Consider the following 23287-nt stretch of genomic DNA (forward strand, 5'->3'; position numbering starts at 1 on the left):
GGATCGGTCAGACACCGCCGGCCTTCCGGCCGCCATCGCCAGCAAGCCGGCTCCTACATTAGTACTGCGTCAATCTCAGAGACCGTAGCTCATCAGTCGCTCGTAACGGCGCTTGAGCAGCGCTTCGTTGTCGAACTTCTTCAGCATCGCCAGTTGCGAGGTCAGCTCGGCACGGATCGATGCGGCGGCCGCCACCGGGTCGCGATGAGCGCCGCCCAGAGGTTCGCCGATCACTTTGTCAACGATGCCCAGGCCTTTCAGGCGCTCGGCGGTGATGCCCATGGCTTCAGCGGCATCCGGCGCTTTTTCGGCGGTTTTCCACAGAATCGACGCACAACCTTCCGGCGAAATCACCGCGTAGGTCGAGTACTGCAGCATGTTCAACTGATCGCACACGCCGATTGCCAGTGCACCACCGGAACCACCTTCACCGATGACGGTGGCGATGATCGGGGTTTTCAGGCGAGCCATGACACGCAGGTTCCAGGCAATCGCTTCGCTCTGGTTGCGCTCTTCAGCGTCGATGCCAGGGTAAGCACCCGGCGTGTCGATGAAGGTCAGGATCGGCATTTTGAAGCGCTCGGCCATTTCCATCAGGCGGCACGCCTTGCGGTAGCCTTCCGGACGCGGCATACCGAAGTTGCGGCGAACCTTCTCGCGCACTTCGCGGCCTTTCTGGTGACCGATGATCATCACCGGCTGGTCATCCAGACGGGCCACGCCGCCAACGATGGCAGCGTCGTCAGAGAAGTGACGGTCGCCGTGCAGTTCGTCGAACTCGGTGAAGATGTGTTCGATGTAGTCCAGGGTGTATGGACGTTTCGGGTGACGCGCCAGACGCGCGATCTGCCAGCTGGTCAGCTTGCCGAAGATGTCTTCGGTCAGCGTGCTGCTTTTGTCCTGCAGGCGGGAGATCTCATCGCCGATATTCAGCGAATTGTCGTTACCGACCAAGCGCAACTCTTCGATCTTGGCTTGCAGGTCGGCGATCGGCTGTTCGAAATCTAGAAAATTCGGGTTCATAGGCGTCCGTCTTGGGTCGACGTCCAAGAGAGCTTGGGCCGGCCGGTTGTCTATTCGCGCCCTACCTTAAGGGAGAGGCGCGTTCAGGTCGAGATTAAAAATTCAGGTCGAGATCAGGGCGTTCAGTTGCTACCTGACCGTCAACGGTATTGGAGGAAGACGTTGTCTCGCCCGAACTGGTCACGCAAGGCTTGAATCAACGCATCCGCCGGGTCGATTCGCCAGGTCTCGCCGAACTGCAGCAAGGCCTTCGCATCGGGGCTCGTGTACTCCATGGTGATCGGGCACGCACCTCGGTGACGCTTGAACAGCTCACCCAGCCAGCGTAGCTGATCGCCTTTCAAATCCTTGGTCTGCAGCTTCAAGCGCAGACTTTCGGCCAGGTTGGTGCGCGCATCTTCCATGCTCATCACCCGCTTGACCCGCAGGCGCAAACCGCCGGAGAAATCGTCGTTGCTGACTTCGCCTTCGACAACAACCATCGCATCAGTCTGCAACAGCGACTGCGCCGAATGGAACGCGTCGGCGAACAACGAAGCTTCGATGCGCCCAGAGCGATCGTCAAGGGTGATGAACCCCATCTTGTCGCCCTTTTTGTTCTTCATCACACGCAGGGCGATGATCATGCCCGCGACGGTCTGCGTATCACGAGCCGGCTTCAGGTCGATGATGCGCTGACGGGCAAAACGGCGGATTTCACCTTCGTATTCGTCGATCGGGTGACCGGTCAGGTACAGGCCCAGGGTGTCTTTCTCCCCTTTCAGGCGCTCCTTCAGGGTCAGCTCTTTCGCCTTGCGGTGATTGGCGTAGACGTCGGCGTCTGCCTCGACGAACAGCCCGCCAAACAGATCGGCGTGGCCACTGTCGTGGGTGCGAGCGGTTTGTTCAGCAGCCTTGATCGCCCCTTCCATCGCATTCAGCAGCACTGCGCGGTTCTGGTCGATGCTCGCTTGATAGGCTTTCGGTTCGTCATGGAAATACGGGCCCAGACGATCCAGCGCACCGCTGCGGATCAAACCGTCGAGGGTGCGCTTGTTGATGCGCTTGAGGTCGACACGGGCGCAGAAATCGAACAGATCCTTGAACGGACCGTCCTGACGCGCCTCGGTAATCGCCTCCACCGGGCCTTCGCCCACACCCTTGATCGCGCCGAGGCCGTAAATGATGCGGCCTTCGTCATTCACCGTGAACTTGAACTCAGAGGTATTCACATCCGGCGCGTCGAGACGCAGCTTCATGGTGCGAATTTCTTCGATCAAGGTCACGACCTTGTCGGTGTTGTGCATATCCGCCGACAGTACCGCGGCCATGAACGGCGCCGGGTAGTGCGTTTTCAGCCACGCGGTCTGGTACGACACCAGCCCGTAGGCGGCGGAGTGGGATTTGTTGAAGCCGTAACCGGCGAATTTCTCTACCAGGTCGAAAATGTTACCGGCCAGGTCGGCTTCGATATTGTTGGTCTTGCAACCTTCAATGAAACCGCCGCGCTGCTTGGCCATTTCTTCGGGCTTTTTCTTACCCATGGCCCGCCGCAGCATGTCCGCACCGCCGAGGGTGTAACCGGCCATGACCTGGGCGATCTGCATCACCTGTTCCTGATACAGGATGATGCCGTAAGTCGGCGCCAGTACCGGTTTCAGGCCTTCGTACTGGTAATCCGAGTGCGGGTACGCGAGTTCGGCGCGGCCGTGCTTACGGTTGATAAAGTCGTCAACCATGCCGGATTGCAAGGGGCCCGGACGGAACAGGGCCACCAGTGCGATCAAGTCTTCCAGGCAGTCGGGCTTGAGCTTTTTGATCAGCTCTTTCATGCCGCGCGACTCGAGCTGGAACACCGCGGTGGTTTCCGCTTTTTGCAGCAGCGTGTAGGTCGGCTTGTCGTCCAGCGGGATGAACGCGATGTCCAGCGGCGGTTCGTTGACCTTGGCGCGGTCGCGGTTGATGGTTTTCAGCGCCCAGTCGATGACCGTCAGGGTCCGCAGACCGAGGAAGTCGAACTTCACCAGACCGGCGGCTTCAACGTCGTCCTTGTCGAACTGGGTTACCAGGCCATCACCGGCCTCGTCGCAATAGATCGGCGAGAAATCGGTCAGCTTGGTCGGCGCGATAACCACGCCACCGGCGTGTTTACCGACGTTACGCACGACGCCTTCAAGCTTGCGCGCCATTTCCCAGATTTCCGCGGCTTCTTCATCGACCTTGATGAAGTCACGCAGGATTTCTTCCTGTTCGTAGGCTTTTTCCAGGGTCATGCCGACTTCGAACGGAATCATCTTCGACAGACGATCCGCCAGGCCGTAGGACTTGCCTTGGACCCGCGCCACGTCACGGACCACAGCCTTGGCAGCCATGGAACCGAAAGTGATGATCTGGCTTACCGCGTTGCGCCCATACTTCTCGGCCACGTAGTCGATCACGCGGTCACGACCGTCCATGCAGAAGTCAACGTCGAAGTCGGGCATGGAGACCCGTTCCGGGTTGAGGAACCGCTCGAACAGCAGGTCGTATTCCAGCGGGTCGAGGTCGGTGATCTTCTGTACATAGGCCACCAGCGACCCGGCACCCGATCCACGACCAGGACCCACCGGCACGCCGTTGCTCTTGGCCCACTGGATAAAGTCCATCACGATCAGGAAGTAACCGGGGAAGCCCATCTGGATGATGATATCCAGCTCGAAATTCAACCGGTCGACGTAGACCTGGCGCTTGGCTTCATAGTCTTCGGTGGTGTCCTTGGGCAGCAGAACGGTCAGCCGTTCTTCCAGGCCATCGAAGGACACCTTGCGGAAATATTCGTCAATGGTCATGCCATCGGGAATCGGGAAGTTGGGCAGGAAGTGCGTGCCCAGCTTCACTTCGATGTTGCAGCGCTTCGCGATCTCGACGGTGTTTTCCAGCGCCTCGGGAATGTCGCTGAACAGCTCGGCCATTTCCTCGGCGCTTTTGAGGTATTGCTGATCGCTGTAGTTCTTCGAACGCCGCGGATCGTCGAGGGCGCGGCCCTCACCGATGCAGACGCGGGTTTCGTGAGCCGCGAAATCTTCCTGCTTGATGAAGCGCACGTCGTTGGTCGCTACCAGCGGCGCGCCGATTTTCTCGGCCAGGGCCACGGCGCCGTGCAGTTGTTCTTCATCGTTAGGGCGGTTGGTGCGCTGGATTTCCAGGTAGAAACGATCCGGGAACACCGCCATCCATTCGCGTGCCAGTTTTTCCGCTTCCGCCGGATTGCCGCTGAGCATGGCCAGGCCGATTTCGCCTTCCTTCGCCGCCGACAGCATGATCAAGCCTTCGCTGGCCTCGGCCACCCACTCACGCTCGATGATGATCGAGCCATTACGCTGGCCGTCGATGAAACCGCGGGAGATCAGCTCAGTCAGGTTGCGATAGCCGACAGCGTTCATTGCCAGCAGGCTGATCCGGCTCAGGGCGTTGTCCGGGTCCTTGTTCGACAGCCACAAGTCGGCGCCGCAGATCGGCTTGATACCTGCGCCCATCGAGGCTTTATAGAATTTGACCAGGGAACACATGTTGTTCTGATCGGTGACCGCTACGGCAGGCATGTTCATGCCGACCAGGGTCTTGACCAGCGGTTTGATCCGCACCAGACCGTCGACCAGGGAGTATTCAGTGTGCAGGCGTAGGTGAACGAATGAAGCCGGCATAGTGATCCTGCGTTATGTCATGAAAACAACAAGGCCCGGATTGTACCGGGCCTTGGCGAAAACATCAGCCTCGCGACTAACTCTCCATGAGGCTTTCGCGCGCCTCATACGCCAACCGCACCGGTGCGAACGAGCGGCGGTGAATCGGCGTCGGCCCCAAGCGTGCCAGCGCTTCCAGATGAACGGGCGTCGGGTAGCCTTTATGGCCGCCGATGCCGTAACCCGGGTAAATCAGTTCGAATGCCGCCATTTCACGGTCGCGGCTGACCTTGGCCAGAATCGAGGCCGCGGCGATGGCAGGGACCTTGCTGTCGCCCTTGACCACGGCTTCAGCGCGCATGGCCAGTTTCGGGCAACGGTTACCGTCGATCATCGCCAGTTTTGGCTGAATGTGCAGGCCTTCGATCGCACGCTGCATGGCCAGCATGGTGGCATGCAGGATGTTCAGCTCGTCGATTTCTTCGACTTCCGCGCGAGCGATGCACCAGCTCAGGGCTTTTTCGCAGATTTCGTCGAAGAGTTTTTCGCGGCGGGCTTCGGTGAGCTTCTTCGAATCGTTGAGGCCAAGGATCGGACGATTCGGATCGAGGATCACCGCAGCCGTCACCACAGCGCCGCAGAGCGGGCCGCGACCGACTTCATCCACACCGGCAACCAGCTCTTCGACTTCGGCGACCAGGGTGAAATCAAGGCCCATCTGTTGTGCTTTTGTCATTGTGTTTTGCCGATCAGATTCAGTACCGCGTCCGCCGCCTGATTGGAGGCATCCAGGCGCAAGGTCCGGTGAATTTCGTCGAAGCCGCGGGTCTGCTCTTCGCCACCTTCGATCAGGGGCGACAGCGTCTGGGCCAAGGCTTCAACCGTTGCATCGTCCTGTAACAATTCAGGCACCAAGAGGCGCTGGGCGAGCAGGTTCGGCAACGAGACGTAAGGGCTTTTCACCATGCGCTTGAGGATCCAGAACGTCAGCGGTGCCAGGCGATAAGCCACCACCATCGGACGCTTGTACAGCAAGGCTTCGAGGGTCGCCGTTCCGGAGGCAATCAACACTGCGTCGCAGGCGGCCAGTGCCAGATGGGACTTGCCGTCGAGCAGGGTCAGCGGCAGATCGCGACCGGCCAGCAGCTCTTCAAGCTGCGCGCGGCGCTGAGGGCTGGCGCAAGGAATAATGAAACGCACGCCAGGGCGCATGGCGCGCAAACGCTCGGCGGCATCGAGGAACAAAGCGCCCAGACGCCCGACTTCGCCACCGCGACTACCCGGCATCAGCGCGACCAATGGGCCATCAGGCAAACCGAGCTCGGCGCGTGCAGCGCGACGATCAGCCTCAAGGGGTATCGCATCGGCCAAGGTGTGACCGACAAACCGCACCGGCACGCCCTTCTCTTCATAGAATTTCGCTTCGAACGGGAACAGCGTCAGCATCAGGTCGCAACCTTCGCGAATCTTCAGCACTCGCTTCTGCCGCCACGCCCACACTGACGGGCTGACGTAATGCACGGTCTTGATCCCGGCCTGACGCAGCTTCAGTTCGATATTGAGGTTGAAATCCGGCGCATCGATACCGATGAACACGTCCGGTTTCTCGGCGATCAGGTCTGCGATCAGCTTCTTGCGGCGTTTCAACAACTCGCGCAGCCGACCGAGCACTTCCACCAGCCCCATGACCGAGAGACGTTCCATCGGAAAATACGAGGTCAGGCCTTCAGCCTGCATCAGCGGGCCACCGACACCGATGAACTCGACCGCCGGATGCTGTGCCTTGAGCGCACGCATGAGACCGGCGCCCAGAATGTCACCGGAAGCCTCACCCGCCACCAGCGCAATACGCAGATTAGCCATGATTAACGTGTGATGCCGCGGGTCGAAGACTGGATGGAGTCACGGAACACCGCAACTTCCGGAAACTGCTCCGAAGGCTCGGCCAGCTCCGCGAGTGCCTGCTCAACCGTGAGGCCCTGGCGATAAACCACCTTGTAGGCGCGGCGCAGGGCGTGGATCGCGTCTTCGCTGAAACCACGACGGCGCATGCCTTCGAAGTTCATGCTGCGAGCTTCGGCCGGGTTGCCGAACACCGTGACGTACGCTGGAACGTCCTTGCCAATGGCGGTACCCATACCGGAAAAGCTGTGGGCGCCGATGTGGCAATACTGGTGAACCAGGGTAAAACCGGACAGGATCGCCCAGTCTTCAACATGCACATGGCCCGCCAACGCGGTGTTGTTGACCAGGATGCAATGGTTGCCGATGACGCTGTCGTGGCCGATGTGAGCATAGGCCATGATCAGGTTGTGATCGCCCAGGGTCGTTTCGGAACGGTCCTGAATGGTCCCACGGTGAATGGTCACGCCTTCACGGATGACGTTGTGGTCACCGATGACCAGACGGGTTTCTTCACCCTTGTATTTCAGATCGGGCGTGTCTTCGCCTACCGAAGAAAACTGGTAGATGCGGTTGTGCTTACCGATTCGGGTCGGGCCTTTGAGAATCACATGCGGCCCGATCACTGTCCCCTCGCCGATTTCCACACCAGCGCCGACGATCGACCAAGGGCCGACCTCGACGTCGTCGGCCAGGATGGCCGTCGGATCGATGATTGCGCGAGGGTCAATCAAACTCATACTTTTTGTTCCGCACAGATGATCTCGGCCGAGCAGACCGGCTTGCCATCTACCGATGCCTGGCATTCGAACTTCCAGATCTTGCGCTTGCAGCTGATGAACGTGGCTTCAAGGATCAACTGGTCGCCAGGCTTGACCGGCTGACGGAAACGCAGTTTGTCGGAGCCTACGAAATAGTACAGGGTGCCATCAGCCGGTTTCACGTCCAGCATCTTGAAACCAAGGATCCCGGCAGCCTGAGCCATCGCTTCGATGATCAGTACGCCCGGCATGATTGGATGCGCAGGGAAGTGACCATTGAAGAACGGTTCGTTGATGCTGACATTCTTGTAGGCGCGAATGCGCTTGCCTTCCACATCCAGATCCACGACCCGGTCCACCAGCAGGAACGGGTAACGGTGAGGCAGGTATTCGCGAATCTCGTTGATGTCCATCATTTCGGGGGGAAGCCTATGTAAAGATTGGGAACGCGCGACTGACGCGCGCTCCTCTAGCAAATCAAGGAGGCAGTCTAGCGGCTGTGCACACTTGATATGGAAATGGTATCAGCCATCTGATGAAGCAATACCGTCAGGGGTCACGTCCCCTACTCGCTTTTCCAGCTGTCGCAGCCGCCGCGCGATGTCATCGAGCTGACGGATACGTGCCGCGCTTTTGCGCCATTCGGCAGCCGGTTGCATGGCCGTACCGGAAGAATAGGAGCCCGGCTCGGTAATCGAGTGGGTCACCATGGTCATCCCGGTAATGAAAACCTTGTCGCAAATTTCGATATGTCCCACCAGCCCTACGCCACCGGCGAGCATGCAATGCTTGCCGATTTTGGTGCTGCCGGAAATCCCCACGCACGCCGCCATGGCAGTGTGATCACCAACCTGAACGTTGTGGGCGATCTGAATCTGATTGTCGAGCTTGACGCCATTACCAAGAATGGTATCGGCCAGTGCACCGCGGTCGATGGCGGTATTCACGCCGATCTCCACATCGTCACCGACCAGAACGCCACCGATCTGGGCGATTTTCTGCCAGATGCCTTTCTCGTTGGCAAAGCCGAAGCCTTCGCCACCCAACACTGCACCGGACTGAATCACCACCCGCTTGCCGATACGCACGTCGTGATACAGCGTGACGCGCGGTGCGAGCCAGCCACCTTCGCCGATAACGCTACGAGCGCCGATGAAGCAATGCGCGCCGATGGTCGTGCCTGCATCAACTCGCGCCCCGCTCTCGATGACCACAAAGGCACCGATGCTCGCCGCTGGATCAACCACCGCGTCCGCCGCAATCACTGCGGTCGGATGAATGCCGGCAGCCGCCTTGGGCTTGGGATCGAACAGGTGGGAAACACGAGCGTAGGCGGCGTACGGATCAGGTACGACCAATGCATTCCCGGCAAAACCTTCAGCGTCAGCGGCTTTCAGCAACAGTGCTGCAGCCCGGCTGTCAGACAGGTATTTGCGGTATTGAGGATTTGCCAGAAAGCTCAACTGAGCTGGGCCAGCCTCTTGCAAAGTGGCTAGCCCAGTAATTTCCTTCTCTGGGTCGCCACGTAGGGTGGCGCCGAGGAACTCGGCCAACTGGCCGAGTTTTATGGTCGCTGTCATGGATTACTTCAGCTGATTCATGCGCTCGATAACCTGGCGAGTGATGTCGTACTGAGGTTTGACATCAATCACTGCGCCACGCTCGAAGACCAGGTCAAAAGCACCTTTCTTGATGACTTCTTCCACAGCGCTGTCCAGTTTCGGCTTGAGCTGCTTCAGCATTTCACGGTCGGCAACGGCTTTGGCTTCGTTCAATTCCTTGGACTGGAACTGGAAGTCACGGGCCTTTTGCTTGAATTCAAGCTCCAGACGCTCACGCTCGCCTTGCTGCATCTTGTCGCCGCCAGCCATCAGACGGTCCTGAATACCCTTGGCACTGCTTTCCAGCGTCTTGAGCTTGGTCAGTTGCGGGCCGAACTTCTTCTCGGCATCCACGGCGTACTTCTTGGCCGCATCGGATTCCAGCAAAGCCATTTGATAGTTCAGAACGGCAATTTTCATGTCGGCAAAAGCCGGGCCTGCTACCAGTACGGTCGCCAGGAGAACCAATTGAGTCAACTTACGCACGATGCACTCCTACAAAATCCATTGTCGTTATCTTGGGTCAGACGCTTAGAACGTCTGGCCGAGGGAGAATTGGAACACTTGAGTTTCAGCCTCATCCGGTTTCTTGATCGGCATGGCCAACGCGAAACTCAGAGGACCCAGTGCGGTAACCCATGTCACGCCTACACCGACAGAGCTGGCCATGTTGCTCAGGCTGATGTCGTTGCACTGTGTATTGGACTTCGAACCATCGGCATTGGTGGTCGACTTGCACTGCGAGTCGAACACGTTACCCACGTCCCAGAATACCGAGGTGCGCAGGGAACGCTGATCCTTGACGAACGGCAGAGGGAAAAGAACCTCCACACCGCCCTGGATCAGGACGTTACCACCGAACGGCAGCGGATCCTGGTCCGGATCGAGCGCAGTGCCAGGGTTCTTGCCGGTACTTGGAGTACTGCGAGGACCCAGGGTGCTGTCCTTGAAGCCACGAACCGAGTTGAAACCACCAGCATAGTAGTTTTCATAGAACGGCAAGCCATCGGTCGAACCGTAGCCATCGCCATAACCCAGTTCGGTATGCAGGCGCATGGTGTAGTTTTCGGTCAACGGCTGGAACAACTGGCCACGGTAGTCGAGTTTGAAGAACGACAGGTCGCTGCCAGGGGTCGTGGTTTCCAGCACAAGGCTTTGCGAATGACCACGGGTCGCCAGCACGCCTTTGTTCAGGGTCGACTCGGACCAACCGGCCGAAGCCTTGAAGTTCAGGTAGCTGTCGCCTTCCTTGTTAACGAAGTCGAAAATTTCGTCAACGGTGTACAGGCCAGTCTTGATCTTGTCCTGTTGCGCAGTCAGGCCGAACGTCAGACGCGAAGTCTCGCTGATCGGATAACCGACACTCGCGCCGGCACCGTAGCTGTCTACTGCATAGCTGGCAACGTCGACGTCGAGGTCTTTGTAGTCAGTGGTGCGATAGAACGCGTTGTAACCCAGGCTCACACCGTCAGCAGTCCAGTACGGGTCGACATAACCGAAGTTATAGCGGCTCTGGTATTCACTGCGGGTCAAGCCAACGCTGACCTTGTTACCGGTACCGAGGAAGTTGTTCTGGGTGATCGAACCACCGAGGATCAGACCGGCACTCTGTGCAAAGCCGACGCTGGCGGTAATCGAACCGGACGCTTGCTCTTCAACGCTGTAGTTCACGTCAACCTGGTCATCGACACCCGGTACAGCCGGGGTTTCGACGTTGACTTCCTTGAAGAAGCCCAGACGCTCAAGACGGGTCTTGGATTGGTCGATCAGGTAAGTCGAAGCCCAGCCGCCTTCCATCTGACGCATTTCACGGCGCAGCACTTCGTCTTCGGACTTGGTGTTGCCACGGAAGTTGATGCGGTTAACGTAAGCACGCTTGCCCGGATCGACCGCGAAAGTGATATCGACGGTGTGGTCTTCATCGTGCGGCTGAGGTACGCCGTTGACGTTGGCGAAGGTGTAACCCTCGTTACCCAGGCGACGGGTGATCAGTTCGGAGGTGGTGGTCATCAGCTTGCGCGAGAACACCTGGCCTTTCTGCACCAGCAACAGGGACTTGACCTGGTCTTCAGGAACTTTCAGGTCGCCGCTCAGCTTGACGTCACGAACGGTGTACTTCTCGCCTTCGTTGACGTTGACGGTGATGTAGACGTGCTTCTTGTCCGGGGTGATGGACACCTGGGTCGAAGCGATATCCATGTTGATATAGCCACGGTCCAGGTAGTAGGAACGCAGACGCTCCAGGTCACCGGACAGTTTTTCACGAGCGTACTTGTCGTCGTTCTTGAAGAACGACAACCAGTTGGTGGTCTTGAGTTCGAACAGGTCGATCAGGTCTTCATCAGGGAAGACCGTGTTACCCACCACGTTGATGTGCTGGATAGCTGCAACGGTGCCTTCGTTGATATTGACCTTGAGGCCGACGCGGTTACGCGGCTGCGGCACCACTTCGGTGTCAACGGTAGCCGAGTAGCGACCCTGAGCGACGTACTGGCGCTGCAGCTCGTTACGAACACCTTCGAGGGTGGCACGCTGGAAGATCTCGCCTTCGGCCAGACCGGACTGTTTGAGGCCCTTCATCAGGTCTTCAGTGGAGATCGCCTTGTTACCCTCGATCTCGATACTGGCGACGGACGGACGCTCGACTACAGTAATGACCAGGACGTTGCCATCACGGCCCAGCTGGATATCTTGAAAGAACCCGGTTTTGAACAGCGCACGAGTGGATTCCACCAGGCGACGATCATCCGCCTGTTCACCGACGTTCAACGGCAAGGCACCAAAGACGCTACCCGCGGAGACCCGCTGGAGGCCATTGACGCGAATATCAGAGATAGTGAAGGACTCGGCGTGAACTTCGGCGATCATCAATACGGTGAGAACCGCAGTTAGCAGCAGACGTTTCATGAAGTCCTTTCTTATTCCAACTGGCAATAAACAAACTGCCGCAAAATGCGGCAGATTCGCAATTCAGCGAAGTGTTACAGACGACCCAAATCATTGACCAGAGCGAGCAACATCACCCCGACCACCAAACTGATGCCGATCTGTATCCCCCAACCCTGCACCCGATCCGACAAGGGGCGACCACGCGCCCACTCAATCAGATAAAACAACAAATGCCCCCCATCCAGTACCGGAATGGGCAACAAATTCAGAACACCCAGGCTAATACTCAGATAAGCAAGGAAATTCAGGAAATCAGCGACGCCCGACTGGGCAGAAGCGCCCGCCACTTTAGCAATGGTTATCGGTCCACTCAAGTTTTTTACCGAGAGCTCACCGAACAACATTTTCTTGAGCGAATCGAGGGTCAGTATGCTCATGGTCCAGGTGCGTCGAGCCCCCTCGCCAATCGCTGCCAAAGGACCGTAACTGACCTCGCGAATCATCTCCGGCGGCCAATCGATCGCCTTCACCCCGGCACCGAGATAACCACTGGGCGACTTTTTCTCGCCGCGAGCAGCGAGCGTCACAGGGACGTCGATTTGAGCACCATCGCGCTCGACGCGCAGCATGATTTTGGTATCAGGATGAATACGGACGATATCGACCACTTGTTGCCAGTCATCGAGCGCCTTGCCATCCAGGGCCAACAATCGGTCACCGGTTTTCAGGCCGGCAGCCTGCGCCGGGCCTTTCGGATCGAGTTCTGCCAGAACCGGCGGCAACGCCGGACGCCATGGGCGAATACCCAGCGAGCGAATCGGATCCGGCTCGTCAGCGCCCTTGAGCCATTTATCCAGCACCAGCTCACGCGGCGAATCCGCTGTGGAACCCTGCTCACGGACCAGCAACTGAAGGGAACCGCTCTCGCCAAGACGGCGAACCAGTTGCAGATTTACGGCGCCCCAGCCCGACGTCGGCTCACCATCAATGGCAACAATTTCCTGACCTGCACTCAAACCCGCCCTGGCGGCGATACTGCCGGATTCAACGGCACCGATGACTGGCCGCACCTGCTCGCTGCCAAGCATGGCGAGCACCCAGAAAAAAATCATCGCCAGCAAGAAGTTGGCAATCGGCCCCGCCGACACGATAGCAATGCGCTGACGGACGGATTTGCGATTGAAGGATTGATCGAGCTGATCGGCCGGCACTTCACCTTCGCGCTCGTCGAGCATTTTCACGTAGCCACCCAGCGGGATGGCGGCAATCACGAATTCAGTGCCTTTCTTGTCGTGCCAGCGCAGCAACGGCATACCGAAGCCCACGGAGAAACGCAGCACTTTGACTCCACAGCGACGTGCGACCCAGAAATGGCCGAATTCGTGGAAGGTGACCAGCACGCCCAGGGCTACCAGGGTGCCGACAATCATATAGAGCGCGCTCATCTACTTTCTCCGCAACTTATCCGGTGCTGCATGGGCCAACGTACTGCAGCACTTACCGCCCGTGACGACTCAACCACTGCCCGGCCAGTACTCGCGCTTTCGCGTCAGCCGTGAACACCGCCTCGAGATCATCCACCGCAACCACGGGCTCGAGATTTAACACTTCTTCGATGATACTCGCGATTTCCAGATAGCGAACCCGCCCGTCGAGAAAGGCCGCGACAGCCACTTCATTTGCCGCATTGAGCATGGCTGGCGCACTATTGCCAGCCTCTGCGGCCTGACGCGCCAGGCGCAGACATGGGAAACGCTCTTCATCGGGAGCCTGGAAATCCAGGCGCGCAATGGCAAACAGATCCAGCGGTGCGACACCCGAATCGATACGCTCCGGCCAGGCCAGCGCATTGGCAATAGGCGTACGCATGTCGGGATTACCCAACTGAGCCAGGACCGAACCATCGATGTAATCGACAAGCGAATGAATCACGCTCTGCGAGTGAATCACCACTTCGACCTGCGACGGCTTGGCATCAAACAGCCAGCAGGCTTCGATCAGCTCGAGGCCTTTGTTCATCATGCTGGCCGAATCTACCGAAATCTTGCGCCCCATGGACCAGTTCGGATGGGCACACGCCTGATCAGGGGTTACATGCACCAGCTCAGCCATAGGCGTCTGGCGGAAAGGACCGCCCGAAGCTGTCAGCAAGATCCGACGGACACCGACCGCACCCAGCCCACGAGCGAAATCCTGCGGCATGCACTGGAAAATCGCGTTGTGCTCGCTGTCGATCGGCAACAGCACCGAACCGCTTTTACGCACGGCCTGCATGAACAACGCACCGGACATCACCAGTGCTTCTTTGTTGGCCAGGAGTATTTTCTTGCCGGCCTCGACCGCCGCCAGCGTCGGGCGCAAGCCCGCCGCGCCGACAATGGCGGCCATGACGGCATCGACTTCAGGGTCGGCAGCGACCTGACACAACCCCTCCTCCCCCACCAGAACGCGGGTCGACAGCCCCGCCGCACGCAAATCGTCCTGCAAGCCTCGGGCAGCGCCCTGCTCTGGCACAACGGCGAACCGTGGCGTATGACGGACGCACAACGCGAACAACTCACTCAGGCGAGTGAAACCGCTCAAGGCGAACACCTGATAACGCTCGGGATGACGGGCAATGACGTCGAGCGTGCTCAGACCGATCGAGCCGGTAGCCCCCAGAACGGTAATCTGTTGAGGGCGGCTCACGGTGCAGCCATCCACAACAACACCGCGAACACCGGGATCGCTGCCGTCAGGCTGTCGATGCGATCGAGTACACCACCGTGGCCGGGAAGCAGATTGCTACTGTCCTTGACCCCGGACTGGCGCTTGAACATGCTTTCGGTGAGGTCACCCACTACCGAGATGAACACGATAATTGCGGCACCGATCAACCCTTTGAAAAGCTCGGCAACCGTCCAGTCGCGAACCAGGCCGACAATAACGGTGATGACCAGGCTCAGCGCGAGGCCGCCATACACGCCTTCCCAGCTCTTGCCGGGACTGACCTGCGGTGCCAGCTTGCGCTTGCCGAAGGCCCGACCGGAAAAGTAAGCACCGATGTCGGCACCCCAGACCAGCACCATGACGGCCATGATCAACCAGTTGCCCAATGGGTATTGTTTGATCTGCACCAGACCTTGCCAGGCCGGCAGGAGAATCAACAGACCGATCACCAGTTTGGTCGCCGCACTGGACCAACGCTCGCTCGAACGCGGATACGTCAACACCAGGTACGTCGCCACGCCCCACCACAGCACCGAAGCGCCCAGCACCCAAGGTGCCAGGCCCGGCAGGATATGCATGACAAACAGCATCAACGCGACGACTGCAGCATAGGCAACGCGGATCGGCTGCTCAGTGAAGCCCGCCAGACGCGCCCATTCCCAGGCACCGAGGGTCACGACCAGCCCGATGAACAGCGCGAAACCGGAGCCTTCGAGCAGGAAAAACCCGCACAAGGCGATCGGCAGCAGGATCAGCGCGGTGATGATTCGTTGTTTGAGCATTAAACCCGGGCCCCAGCCTCGACCTGCTCGCTCGTTTTACCGAAGCGGCGCTGGCGAGAAGCGAAATCGGCCAGCGCGGTGCGCATGGCGTCGTGTTTGAAGTCCGGCCAGAACAGGTCGGAGAAGTACAACTCGGCGTAGGCCAGTTGCCACAGCAGGAAGTTGCTGATGCGGTGCTCGCCACCGGTACGGATGCACAAGTCCGGCAACGGCAGATCGCCAGTGGCCAGGCAGGTTTGCAACAGTTCCGGGGTGATGTCTTCCGGACGCAGATGCCCGGCCTGAACTTCCCGCGCCAGACGCTGTGCGGCTTGCGCGATGTCCCACTGACCGCCGTAGTTGGCGGCGATCTGCAGAACGAAGCGATTGGTGCCCGCGGTCATCGCTTCCGCTTCACGCATCGCAGCCTGAAGCTCCGGATGGAAACGCGAACGGTCGCCAATGATGCGCAGACTGATGTTGTTGTCGTTGAGGCGCTTGGCCTCACGACGCAACGCCTTGAAGAACAGATCCATCAAGGCACTGACTTCATCGGCCGGACGCTGCCAGTTCTCGCTGGAGAAGGCGAACAGGGTCAATACCTCGACCTTGGCCTCGGCACACACCTCGATCACTGCACGAACTGCGTCCACACCCGCTTTATGCCCGGCGACACCTGGCATAAAGCGTTTTTTCGCCCAGCGATTATTGCCATCCATGATGATCGCGACATGACGCGGCACCGCGGACGGCACTGACTGCTTGGTCTTTTCCATGAAAACGCGACCCTTATACGGCCATCAGGTCTTTTTCTTTCTGCGCCAAATTCGCGTCGATTTCAGCCACGTACTTTTTGGTCAGATCATCAATTTCACCAGTGGCGCGACGTTCTTCGTCTTCACTGATTTCCTTTTCCTTGACCAGATCCTTGAGCTGGCTGTTCGCATCACGACGGATGTTGCGCACGGCAACACGGGCATCTTCAGCGACATCGCGAGCCTGCTTGGTGAAACCCTTGCGGGTTTCTTCGGTCAGGGCCGGCATGGAGATCAGCAGCAACTCACCCAGGTTGGTCGGGTTGAGGTTCAGACCAGCACTGCCGATGGCCTTGTCGACGGCGCCCAGCATGTTGCGCTCGAAAGCGACCACTTGCAGGGTACGGGCGTCTTTGACGGTGATGTTGGCGACTTGCTTGATCGGGGTGTCGGAACCGTAGTACGGCACCATCACGCCTTCGAGAATGCTTGGGTGCGCCTGGCCAGTACGAATACGGCCGAAGTTGTGCATCAGCGACTCGACGGATTTCTGCATACGCTCTTTAGCGTCTTTCTTGATTTCGTTGATCATTGTTGGCCTTCCTCGATCAGGGTCCCTTCAGCGCCGCCATGCACGATGTTCAGCAGGGCGCCGGGTTTGTTCATGTTAAATACGCGCAACGGCATCTTGTGGTCGCGGCACAGGCAAATGGCGGTCAGATCCATAACACCCAGCTTGCGATCCAGCACTTCATCGTAGGTCAGATGATCGAACTTCTCGGCATGCGGGTCTTTGAATGGATCAGCGGTGTAGACGCCATCGACCTTGGTCGCTTTCAGCACGACATCGGCATCGATTTCGATTGCTCGCAGGCAGGCCGCCGAATCCGTGGTGAAGAACGGATTGCCGGTACCGGCCGCGAAGATCACGACTTCCTTGGCGTTCAGGTGGCGCATGGCTTTGCGACGATCGTAGTGATCAGTCACGCCAACCATGGAAATCGCCGACATCACGATGGCCGAGATATTGGCACGTTCCAGCGCGTCGCGCATGGCCAAGGCATTCATCACGGTGGCCAGCATGCCCATGTGGTCGCCGGTGACCCGATCCATGCCGGCCGCGCTCAGCGCTGCACCACGGAACAGGTTGCCGCCGCCGATCACCAGGCCGACCTGGACGCCGATGCCGACCAGTTGGCCGACTTCCAGCGCCATGCGGTCCAGAACTTTCGGATCGATCCCGAACTCTTCCGAGCCCATCAGGGCCTCGCCGCTAAGCTTGAGTAGAATGCGTTTATAGCGAGCCTGATAACCACTGCCCTGCTGAGCCATTGCGAATCTCTCCTGCGGCGTATTTTAAAAATTCTTTGCGAGCTGTTTACAGCTGGCGTTCACTCTAGCTTGGCGCTGCTTCAGCGCCATCGGAACATGGCTTTGTAAGCCAGTTCCAAAAGGAAACCAATTAAAAATTGGTGCCCCATCTGAAAAGAGGCTGCGCGCGTAAGCGGGCAGCCTCTTCAGGGCGACAGTTAAAAAACCGTCTTATTGCTTGGCGGCAGCCAGCTGGGCAGCAACTTCTTCAGCGAAGTTGTCGACCGGCTTCTCGATGCCTTCGCCTACTTTGAAGTAGGTGAAAGAAACGATTTCTGCACCGGCTTTCTTGGCCAGTTCGCCAACCTTGATTTCAGGGTTCTTGACGAACGCCTGCTCAACCAGGCTTGCTTCAGCCAGGAACTTGCTGATACGGCCTTTGACCATGTTCTCAACAATGTTTTCTGGCTTGCCTTTGATTTTTTCTTCGTTCAGCTGCAGGAACACGGCTTTTTCGCGCTCGATAGCTTCAGCAGAAACTTCCGATGGCAGCAGGAACTCAGGGTTGCTGGCCGCTACGTGCATAGCGATGTCTTTGGCCAGCTCAACGTCGCCGCCCTTCAGAACAACCGCAACACCGATTTTGTTGCCGTGCAGGTAACCACCAACAACATCACCTTCAACGCGAACCAGGCGACGGATGTTGACGTTTTCGCCAACCTTGCCGACCAGTACCAGGCGAGCAGCTTCTTGAGCTTCGATCAGCGGAGCGACGTCAGTCAGCTTGTCGGCGAACGCTTTTTCAACGCTGGCAGCAACAAATGCCTTGAAGTCGTCCTGCAGAGCCAGGAAGTCGGTCTGCGAGTTCACTTCCAGCAGAACGGCGGATTTACCGTCTTCTTTCAGAGCGATAGCGCCTTCAGCAGCCACGTTGCCTGCTTTCTTGGCGGCCTTGATGGCGCCCGAAGCACGCATGTCATCAATGGCTTTTTCGATGTCGCCGCCAGCCTTGGTCAAGGCCTTTTTGCAGTCCATCATGCCTTCGCCAGTACGCTCGCGCAGTTCTTTGACCAACGCTGCAGTAATCTCTGCCATTTCAAAATTCCTCTTGGATAGGTTTTCAACCATTCCACCCGATCGAACGGGCGTTCAATTCTTCCCGAACTACCCTTGTTAGCAGCTGCAAGTTACAAATGATGTAAATGCGCCACCGGACAAATGGTTTTCGAGGTGGCAAAAAGGGGGCCAAGCCCCCTTTTTGCTTACTGAGTCAACGCCAAGGCGTCAGTTACTCAGCTGCAGCTGCCGGAGCTTCTTCAACGAACTGCTCGGTGCCGCCAGCAACGTGGTTGCGACCGCGGATTACTGCGTCAGCCATCGAACCCATGTACAGCTGGATAGCGCGGATTGCGTCATCGTTGCCTGGGATGATGTAGTCAACGCCTTCCGGGCTGCTGTTGGTATCGACTACGCCGATAACCGGGATGCCCAGCTTGTTGGCTTCGGTGATCGCGATGCGCTCGTGATCAACGTCGATAACGAACAGAGCGTCTGGCAGACCGCCCATGTCCTTGATACCACCCAGGGAACGATCCAGCTTTTCCAGGTCACGGGAGCGCATCAGCGCTTCTTTCTTGGTCAGCTTGGCGAAAGTACCGTCTTCGGCTTGTACTTCAAGGTCACGCAGACGCTTGATGGAAGCACGGATGGTTTTGAAGTTGGTCAGCATGCCGCCCAACCAGCGGTGATCGACGTACGGCGAACCGCAACGTGCTGCTTCTTCAGCAACGATCTTGCCAGCGGAACGCTTGGTGCCGACGAACAGAATCTTGTTTTTGCCCTGGGCCAGACGCTCTACGAAAGTCAGAGCTTCGTTGAACATTGGCAGGGTTTTTTCAAGGTTGATGATGTGGATCTTGTTACGCGCGCCGAAAATGTATTTACCCATTTTCGGGTTCCAGTAACGGGTCTGGTGACCGAAGTGCACACCGGCCTTCAGCATATCGCGCATGTTGACTTGGGACATGATAGTTCCTTAATAAGTCGGGTTTGGCCTCCACGTATCCCAATGACCAACCAGCAGCATCAGCTGAAGGCACCCAGGTCATCGTGTCGACACGTGTGTGGATTTAAGCCTTTCGGGGTATCCCCGGAAAGCGGCGCATTTTATATCACAAGGCTCGCAAAAACGGAACCCGGATTCTCAATTCCTGACGCGCGCCTTTATCCGCGCCCTTGGAATCGCTCAAGAATGCGCCTATCTATAGAGAGAAGCGATGTACAGAGGCTCAGATTTGCGCTGTTCGTCTGTTAGAATCGCGTTTTTCAGGGCGGTAAAGATTGATCGCACACTGCCCATTCCGTTTTGACAAGCGCCATCGAGCGTAGAGAGAGCCTGTATGACCGTCACCCTCAAAACCCCGGAGGACATCGCAAAAATGCGTGTCGCCGGCAAACTGGCCGCCGATGTGCTGGAAATGATTGCTGAACATGTCAAGCCGGGCGTCACCACTGAAGAGCTGGACCGCATCTGCCACGACTACATCGTCAACGTGCAGCAGGCCATCCCTGCCCCGCTCAACTACAAAGGCTATCCGAAGTCGATCTGCACCTCGATCAACCACGTGGTCTGCCACGGCATCCCGAACGAGAAGCCATTGAAAGACGGCGACACGCTGAACATCGACGTCACCGTCATCAAGGACGGCTACCACGGCGACACCAGCCGCATGTTCCACGTCGGCACCGTGCCGGTCTGGGCCGAGCGCCTGTCGCAAGTGACCCAGGAATGCATGTACAAGGCCATCGAAATCGTCAAACCCGGCTGCCGCCTGGGCGACATCGGTGAAGTGATTCAGAAGCACGCCGAAAAGAACGGTTTCTCGGTGGTTCGCGAGTTCTGCGGCCACGGCATTGGCAAGGTGTTCCACGAAGAACCGCAGATCCTGCACTACGGCCGTGCCGGCACCGGCATGGAGCTGAAAGCGGGCATGACCTTCACCATCGAGCCGATGATCAACCAGGGCAAGGCCGACACCAAGGTGTTGGGCGATGGCTGGACCGCGATCACCAAGGACCGCAAGCTCTCGGCCCAGTGGGAACACACCCTGGCAGTGACCGAAACCGGTTACGAGATCTTCACCCTGCGCAGCGACGACACCATCCCGCGCGTTTCGGCCTGATCCGGTCCGCACAGCTCTCAGCCTTATAGATAGGAAAGCCAATCGATGCCACAGGTGGATCCCGAACTCTTCGACCGTGGCCAGTTCCAGGCTGAACTGGCCCTGAAGGCCAGCCCGATCGCGGCCTTCAAGAAGGCGATCCGCCAGGCGCGCGAGGTGCTCGACGAGCGCTTTCGCAGCGGCCGGGAGATTCGCCGGCTGATCGAGGATCGAGCGTGGTTCGTCGACAACATCCTGCAAAAGGCCTGGGAGCAGTTCAACTGGAGTGAAGATGCCGACATCGCGCTGGTCGCGGTCGGCGGCTACGGTCGCGGGGAATTGCACCCTTATTCCGATATCGATTTGCTGATCCTGCTGGACAGCGCCGACCACGAAGTTTTCCGCGATTCCATCGAGCGTTTTCTGACGTTGTTGTGGGACATCGGCCTGGAAGTCGGTCAGAGCGTTCGCTCGGTTGAAGAATGCGCCGTTGAAGCCCGCGCCGACCTGACGGTTGTCACCAACCTGATGGAAAGCCGCACCATCTGCGGCCCCGAGCACTTGCGCCAGCGCATGCTCGACGTCACCAGCACTGCGCACATGTGGCCGAGCAAGGAGTTCTTCCTGGCCAAACGCGCCGAGCAAAAGGCCCGTCATCACAAGTACAACGACACCGAATACAACCTGGAACCCAACGTCAAAGGCTCGCCCGGCGGACTACGGGATATTCAGACGATTCTGTGGGTCGCCCGCCGCGAATACGGCACCCTGAACCTGCGGGCATTGGCCGGCGAAGGGTTTCTGGTCGAGAGCGAAAACGCCCTGCTGGCTTCATCCCAGGAATTCCTGTGGAAAGTCCGCTACGCGCTGCACATGCTCGCCGGCCGCTCGGAAGACCGCTTGCTGTTCGACCACCAGCGTTCGATTGCCGGCCTGCTGGGGTTCAAGGGCGATGACGCCAAGCAAGCCATCGAAAACTTCATGCAGCAGTATTACCGGGTGGTCATGAGCATCGCCCAGCTCAGCGACCTGATCATCCAGCACTTCGAGGAAGTCATCCTCGCGCCCGAAGACGAAGCGCCGCCGCAGCCGATCAACTCGCGGTTCCAGTTGCACGACGGCTACATCGAGGCGCGCAACGACAACGTGTTCCGCCGCACGCCGTTCGCCATGCTCGAAATCTTCGTGCTGATGGCCCAGCAGCCGGAAATCAAGGGCGTACGCGCCGACACCATTCGTCTGCTGCGGGAAAACCGGCACCTGATCGACGACGATTTCCGCAACGACATTCGCAATACCAGCCTGTTCATCGAACTGTTCAAGTGCAAGATCGGCATTCACCGCAACCTGCGGCGGATGAACCGTTACGGCATCCTCGGGCGCTATTTGCCGGAGTTCGGCTTCATTGTCGGGCAGATGCAGCACGACCTGTTTCACATCTATACGGTCGACGCGCACACCCTGAACCTGATCAAGCACCTGCGTAAGTTGCAGTACACGCAAGTGTCGGAAAAATTCCCGCTGGCCAGCAAGCTCATGGGCAAGCTGCCCAAGCCCGAGCTGATCTACCTGGCCGGCCTGTACCACGACATCGGCAAGGGCCGGCATGGCGATCACTCGGAAATTGGCGCAGTGGACGCCGAAGCCTTTTGCCAGCGCCATCAATTGCCAATCTGGGACAGCCGCCTGATCGTCTGGCTGGTGCAGAACCACCTGGTGATGTCGACCACCGCCCAGCGCAAGGACTTGTCCGACCCGCAGGTGATCCATGATTTCGCGCAGATCGTCGGTGACGAAACCCGCCTGGATTACCTGTACGTGCTGACCGTCGCCGACATCAACGCCACCAACCCGACGCTGTGGAATTCCTGGCGCGCCAGCCTGCTGCGCCAGCTCTACACCGAGACCAAGCGTGCGTTGCGTCGCGGTCTGGAAAACCCGGTGGATCGCGAAATGCAGATCCGCCAGACTCAGAGCGCCGCCCTGGACATTCTGGTACGCGGCGGCAACGACCCCGACGACGTCGAGCAGTTGTGGTCGCAACTGGGCGATGACTATTTCCTGCGTCACACCGCCGGCGATGTGGCCTGGCACACCGATGCGATCCTGCAGCAGCCGGCCGATGGCGGCCCGCTGGTGCTGATCAAGGAAACCACCCAGCGCGAGTTCGAGGGCGGTACGCAGATCTTCATCTACGCGCCGGACCAGCACGACTTCTTCGCCGTGACCGTGGCCGCGATGGACCAGCTCAACCTGAACATTCACGACGCCCGGGTCATCACCTCCAGCAGCCAGTTCACCCTCGACACCTACATCGTGCTCGACACCGACGGCGACTCGATTGGCGATAACCCGGCGCGGGTCAAACAGATTCGCGAAGGCCTGACCGAAGCCCTGCGCAACCCGGACGATTACCCGACGATCATCCAGCGTCGCGTACCGCGCCAGCTCAAGCATTTCGCATTTGCACCTCAGGTGACGATCCACAACGACGCCCAGCGCCCGGTGACGGTGCTGGAGCTCAGCGCCCCGGATCGCCCAGGGTTGTTGGCGCGAATCGGCACGATTTTTCTGGAATTCGACCTGTCATTGCAGAACGCCAAGATCGCCACGCTAGGCGAGCGTGTGGAAGACGTGTTCTTCATTACCGACGCCAACAACCAACCGTTGTCTGACCCACTGTTGTGCAGTCGTTTGCAGGATGCGATCGTCGAACAGCTCAGTGTCAGCCAGGAACCCGATATCAAACTGTCGCGCATAAGCATTTGAATTG

Annotated in this window: 19 protein-coding genes; 2 read left to right on the forward strand and 17 right to left on the reverse strand. The window is 58.5% G+C overall.

Features of this window, described 5'->3' with window-relative positions; all coding sequences use genetic code 11:
* Positions 1 to 75: 75 nt before the first annotated feature.
* The 17 genes from KGA97_RS21560 to rpsB all read right to left on the reverse strand — a co-directional run bounded on the left by KGA97_RS21560 (position 76) and on the right by rpsB (position 19379).
* Complete coding sequence (locus tag KGA97_RS21560; RefSeq protein WP_008028987.1) at positions 76 to 1023, reverse strand: acetyl-CoA carboxylase carboxyltransferase subunit alpha; 948 nt, start codon at positions 1021 to 1023, stop codon at positions 76 to 78.
* Between the two features lie 140 nt (positions 1024 to 1163).
* A complete protein-coding gene (dnaE, locus tag KGA97_RS21565; protein WP_008028986.1) occupies positions 1164 to 4685 on the reverse strand; it encodes a DNA polymerase III subunit alpha in 3522 nt (1173 codons plus the stop codon).
* 76 nt (positions 4686 to 4761) lie between these two features.
* Complete coding sequence (gene rnhB, locus KGA97_RS21570) at positions 4762 to 5400, reverse strand: ribonuclease HII (RefSeq protein ID WP_223453196.1); 639 nt, start codon at positions 5398 to 5400, stop codon at positions 4762 to 4764.
* A complete protein-coding gene (gene lpxB, locus KGA97_RS21575) occupies positions 5397 to 6527 on the reverse strand; it encodes a lipid-A-disaccharide synthase (RefSeq protein WP_008028984.1) in 1131 nt (376 codons plus the stop codon). Before lpxB ends, rnhB begins: the two co-directional genes overlap by 4 nt.
* A gap of 2 nt (positions 6528 to 6529) precedes the next feature.
* On the reverse strand, positions 6530 to 7306 hold the full coding sequence (gene lpxA, locus KGA97_RS21580) for an acyl-ACP--UDP-N-acetylglucosamine O-acyltransferase (protein ID WP_008039405.1): 777 nt from the start codon (positions 7304 to 7306) through the stop codon (positions 6530 to 6532).
* Entirely contained in the window at positions 7303 to 7743 is a 441-nt protein-coding gene (gene fabZ / locus KGA97_RS21585; RefSeq protein WP_008028982.1) for a 3-hydroxyacyl-ACP dehydratase FabZ, read from the reverse strand. Before fabZ ends, lpxA begins: the two co-directional genes overlap by 4 nt.
* Positions 7744 to 7851: 108 nt before the next feature.
* On the reverse strand, positions 7852 to 8907 hold the full coding sequence (lpxD, locus tag KGA97_RS21590; RefSeq protein WP_223481466.1) for a UDP-3-O-(3-hydroxymyristoyl)glucosamine N-acyltransferase: 1056 nt from the start codon (positions 8905 to 8907) through the stop codon (positions 7852 to 7854).
* A gap of 3 nt (positions 8908 to 8910) precedes the next feature.
* Positions 8911 to 9414 carry an OmpH family outer membrane protein gene (locus KGA97_RS21595; protein WP_008028980.1) on the reverse strand — a complete coding sequence of 168 codons (504 nt, stop codon included), beginning with the start codon at positions 9412 to 9414 and terminating at the stop codon, positions 8911 to 8913.
* 45 nt (positions 9415 to 9459) lie between these two features.
* The gene (gene bamA / locus KGA97_RS21600) at positions 9460 to 11835 is read right to left on the reverse strand and encodes an outer membrane protein assembly factor BamA (RefSeq protein ID WP_008039402.1); all 2376 of its coding nucleotides are present in this window, start codon (positions 11833 to 11835) and stop codon (positions 9460 to 9462) included.
* Between the two features lie 74 nt (positions 11836 to 11909).
* Positions 11910 to 13262 carry a sigma E protease regulator RseP gene (gene rseP, locus KGA97_RS21605; RefSeq protein ID WP_008039401.1) on the reverse strand — a complete coding sequence of 451 codons (1353 nt, stop codon included), beginning with the start codon at positions 13260 to 13262 and terminating at the stop codon, positions 11910 to 11912.
* A gap of 52 nt (positions 13263 to 13314) precedes the next feature.
* A complete protein-coding gene (ispC, locus tag KGA97_RS21610) occupies positions 13315 to 14505 on the reverse strand; it encodes a 1-deoxy-D-xylulose-5-phosphate reductoisomerase (RefSeq protein ID WP_008039399.1) in 1191 nt (396 codons plus the stop codon).
* Complete coding sequence (locus KGA97_RS21615) at positions 14502 to 15308, reverse strand: phosphatidate cytidylyltransferase (RefSeq protein WP_008039396.1); 807 nt, start codon at positions 15306 to 15308, stop codon at positions 14502 to 14504. Before KGA97_RS21615 ends, ispC begins: the two co-directional genes overlap by 4 nt.
* Positions 15308 to 16063, reverse strand: a complete 756-nt coding sequence (uppS, locus tag KGA97_RS21620; protein ID WP_008039394.1) for a polyprenyl diphosphate synthase — start codon at positions 16061 to 16063, stop codon at positions 15308 to 15310. Before uppS ends, KGA97_RS21615 begins: the two co-directional genes overlap by 1 nt.
* Positions 16064 to 16076: 13 nt before the next feature.
* Positions 16077 to 16634, reverse strand: a complete 558-nt coding sequence (gene frr / locus KGA97_RS21625; protein WP_008028968.1) for a ribosome recycling factor — start codon at positions 16632 to 16634, stop codon at positions 16077 to 16079.
* A complete protein-coding gene (pyrH, locus tag KGA97_RS21630; RefSeq protein WP_003172271.1) occupies positions 16631 to 17374 on the reverse strand; it encodes a UMP kinase in 744 nt (247 codons plus the stop codon). The genes frr and pyrH overlap by 4 nt, the downstream gene beginning before the upstream one ends.
* Before the next feature lie 210 nt (positions 17375 to 17584).
* The gene (gene tsf, locus KGA97_RS21635; protein WP_008028965.1) at positions 17585 to 18448 is read right to left on the reverse strand and encodes a translation elongation factor Ts; all 864 of its coding nucleotides are present in this window, start codon (positions 18446 to 18448) and stop codon (positions 17585 to 17587) included.
* A 193-nt stretch (positions 18449 to 18641) separates the two neighbouring features.
* On the reverse strand, positions 18642 to 19379 hold the full coding sequence (gene rpsB, locus KGA97_RS21640) for a 30S ribosomal protein S2 (protein WP_008028964.1): 738 nt from the start codon (positions 19377 to 19379) through the stop codon (positions 18642 to 18644).
* 373 nt (positions 19380 to 19752) lie between these two features.
* On the opposite strand from rpsB, the gene map reads away from it, so the two are divergent.
* Both map and KGA97_RS21650 read left to right on the forward strand, forming a co-directional pair.
* Positions 19753 to 20535, forward strand: a complete 783-nt coding sequence (gene map / locus KGA97_RS21645) for a type I methionyl aminopeptidase (protein WP_008028962.1) — start codon at positions 19753 to 19755, stop codon at positions 20533 to 20535.
* A 45-nt stretch (positions 20536 to 20580) separates the two neighbouring features.
* On the forward strand, positions 20581 to 23283 hold the full coding sequence (locus KGA97_RS21650; RefSeq protein WP_008039391.1) for a [protein-PII] uridylyltransferase: 2703 nt from the start codon (positions 20581 to 20583) through the stop codon (positions 23281 to 23283).
* Positions 23284 to 23287: the final 4 nt, after the last annotated feature.

The organism is Pseudomonas sp. BF-B-15 (assembly GCF_019946675.1).
Lineage (GTDB): Bacteria > Pseudomonadota > Gammaproteobacteria > Pseudomonadales > Pseudomonadaceae > Aquipseudomonas > Aquipseudomonas migulae.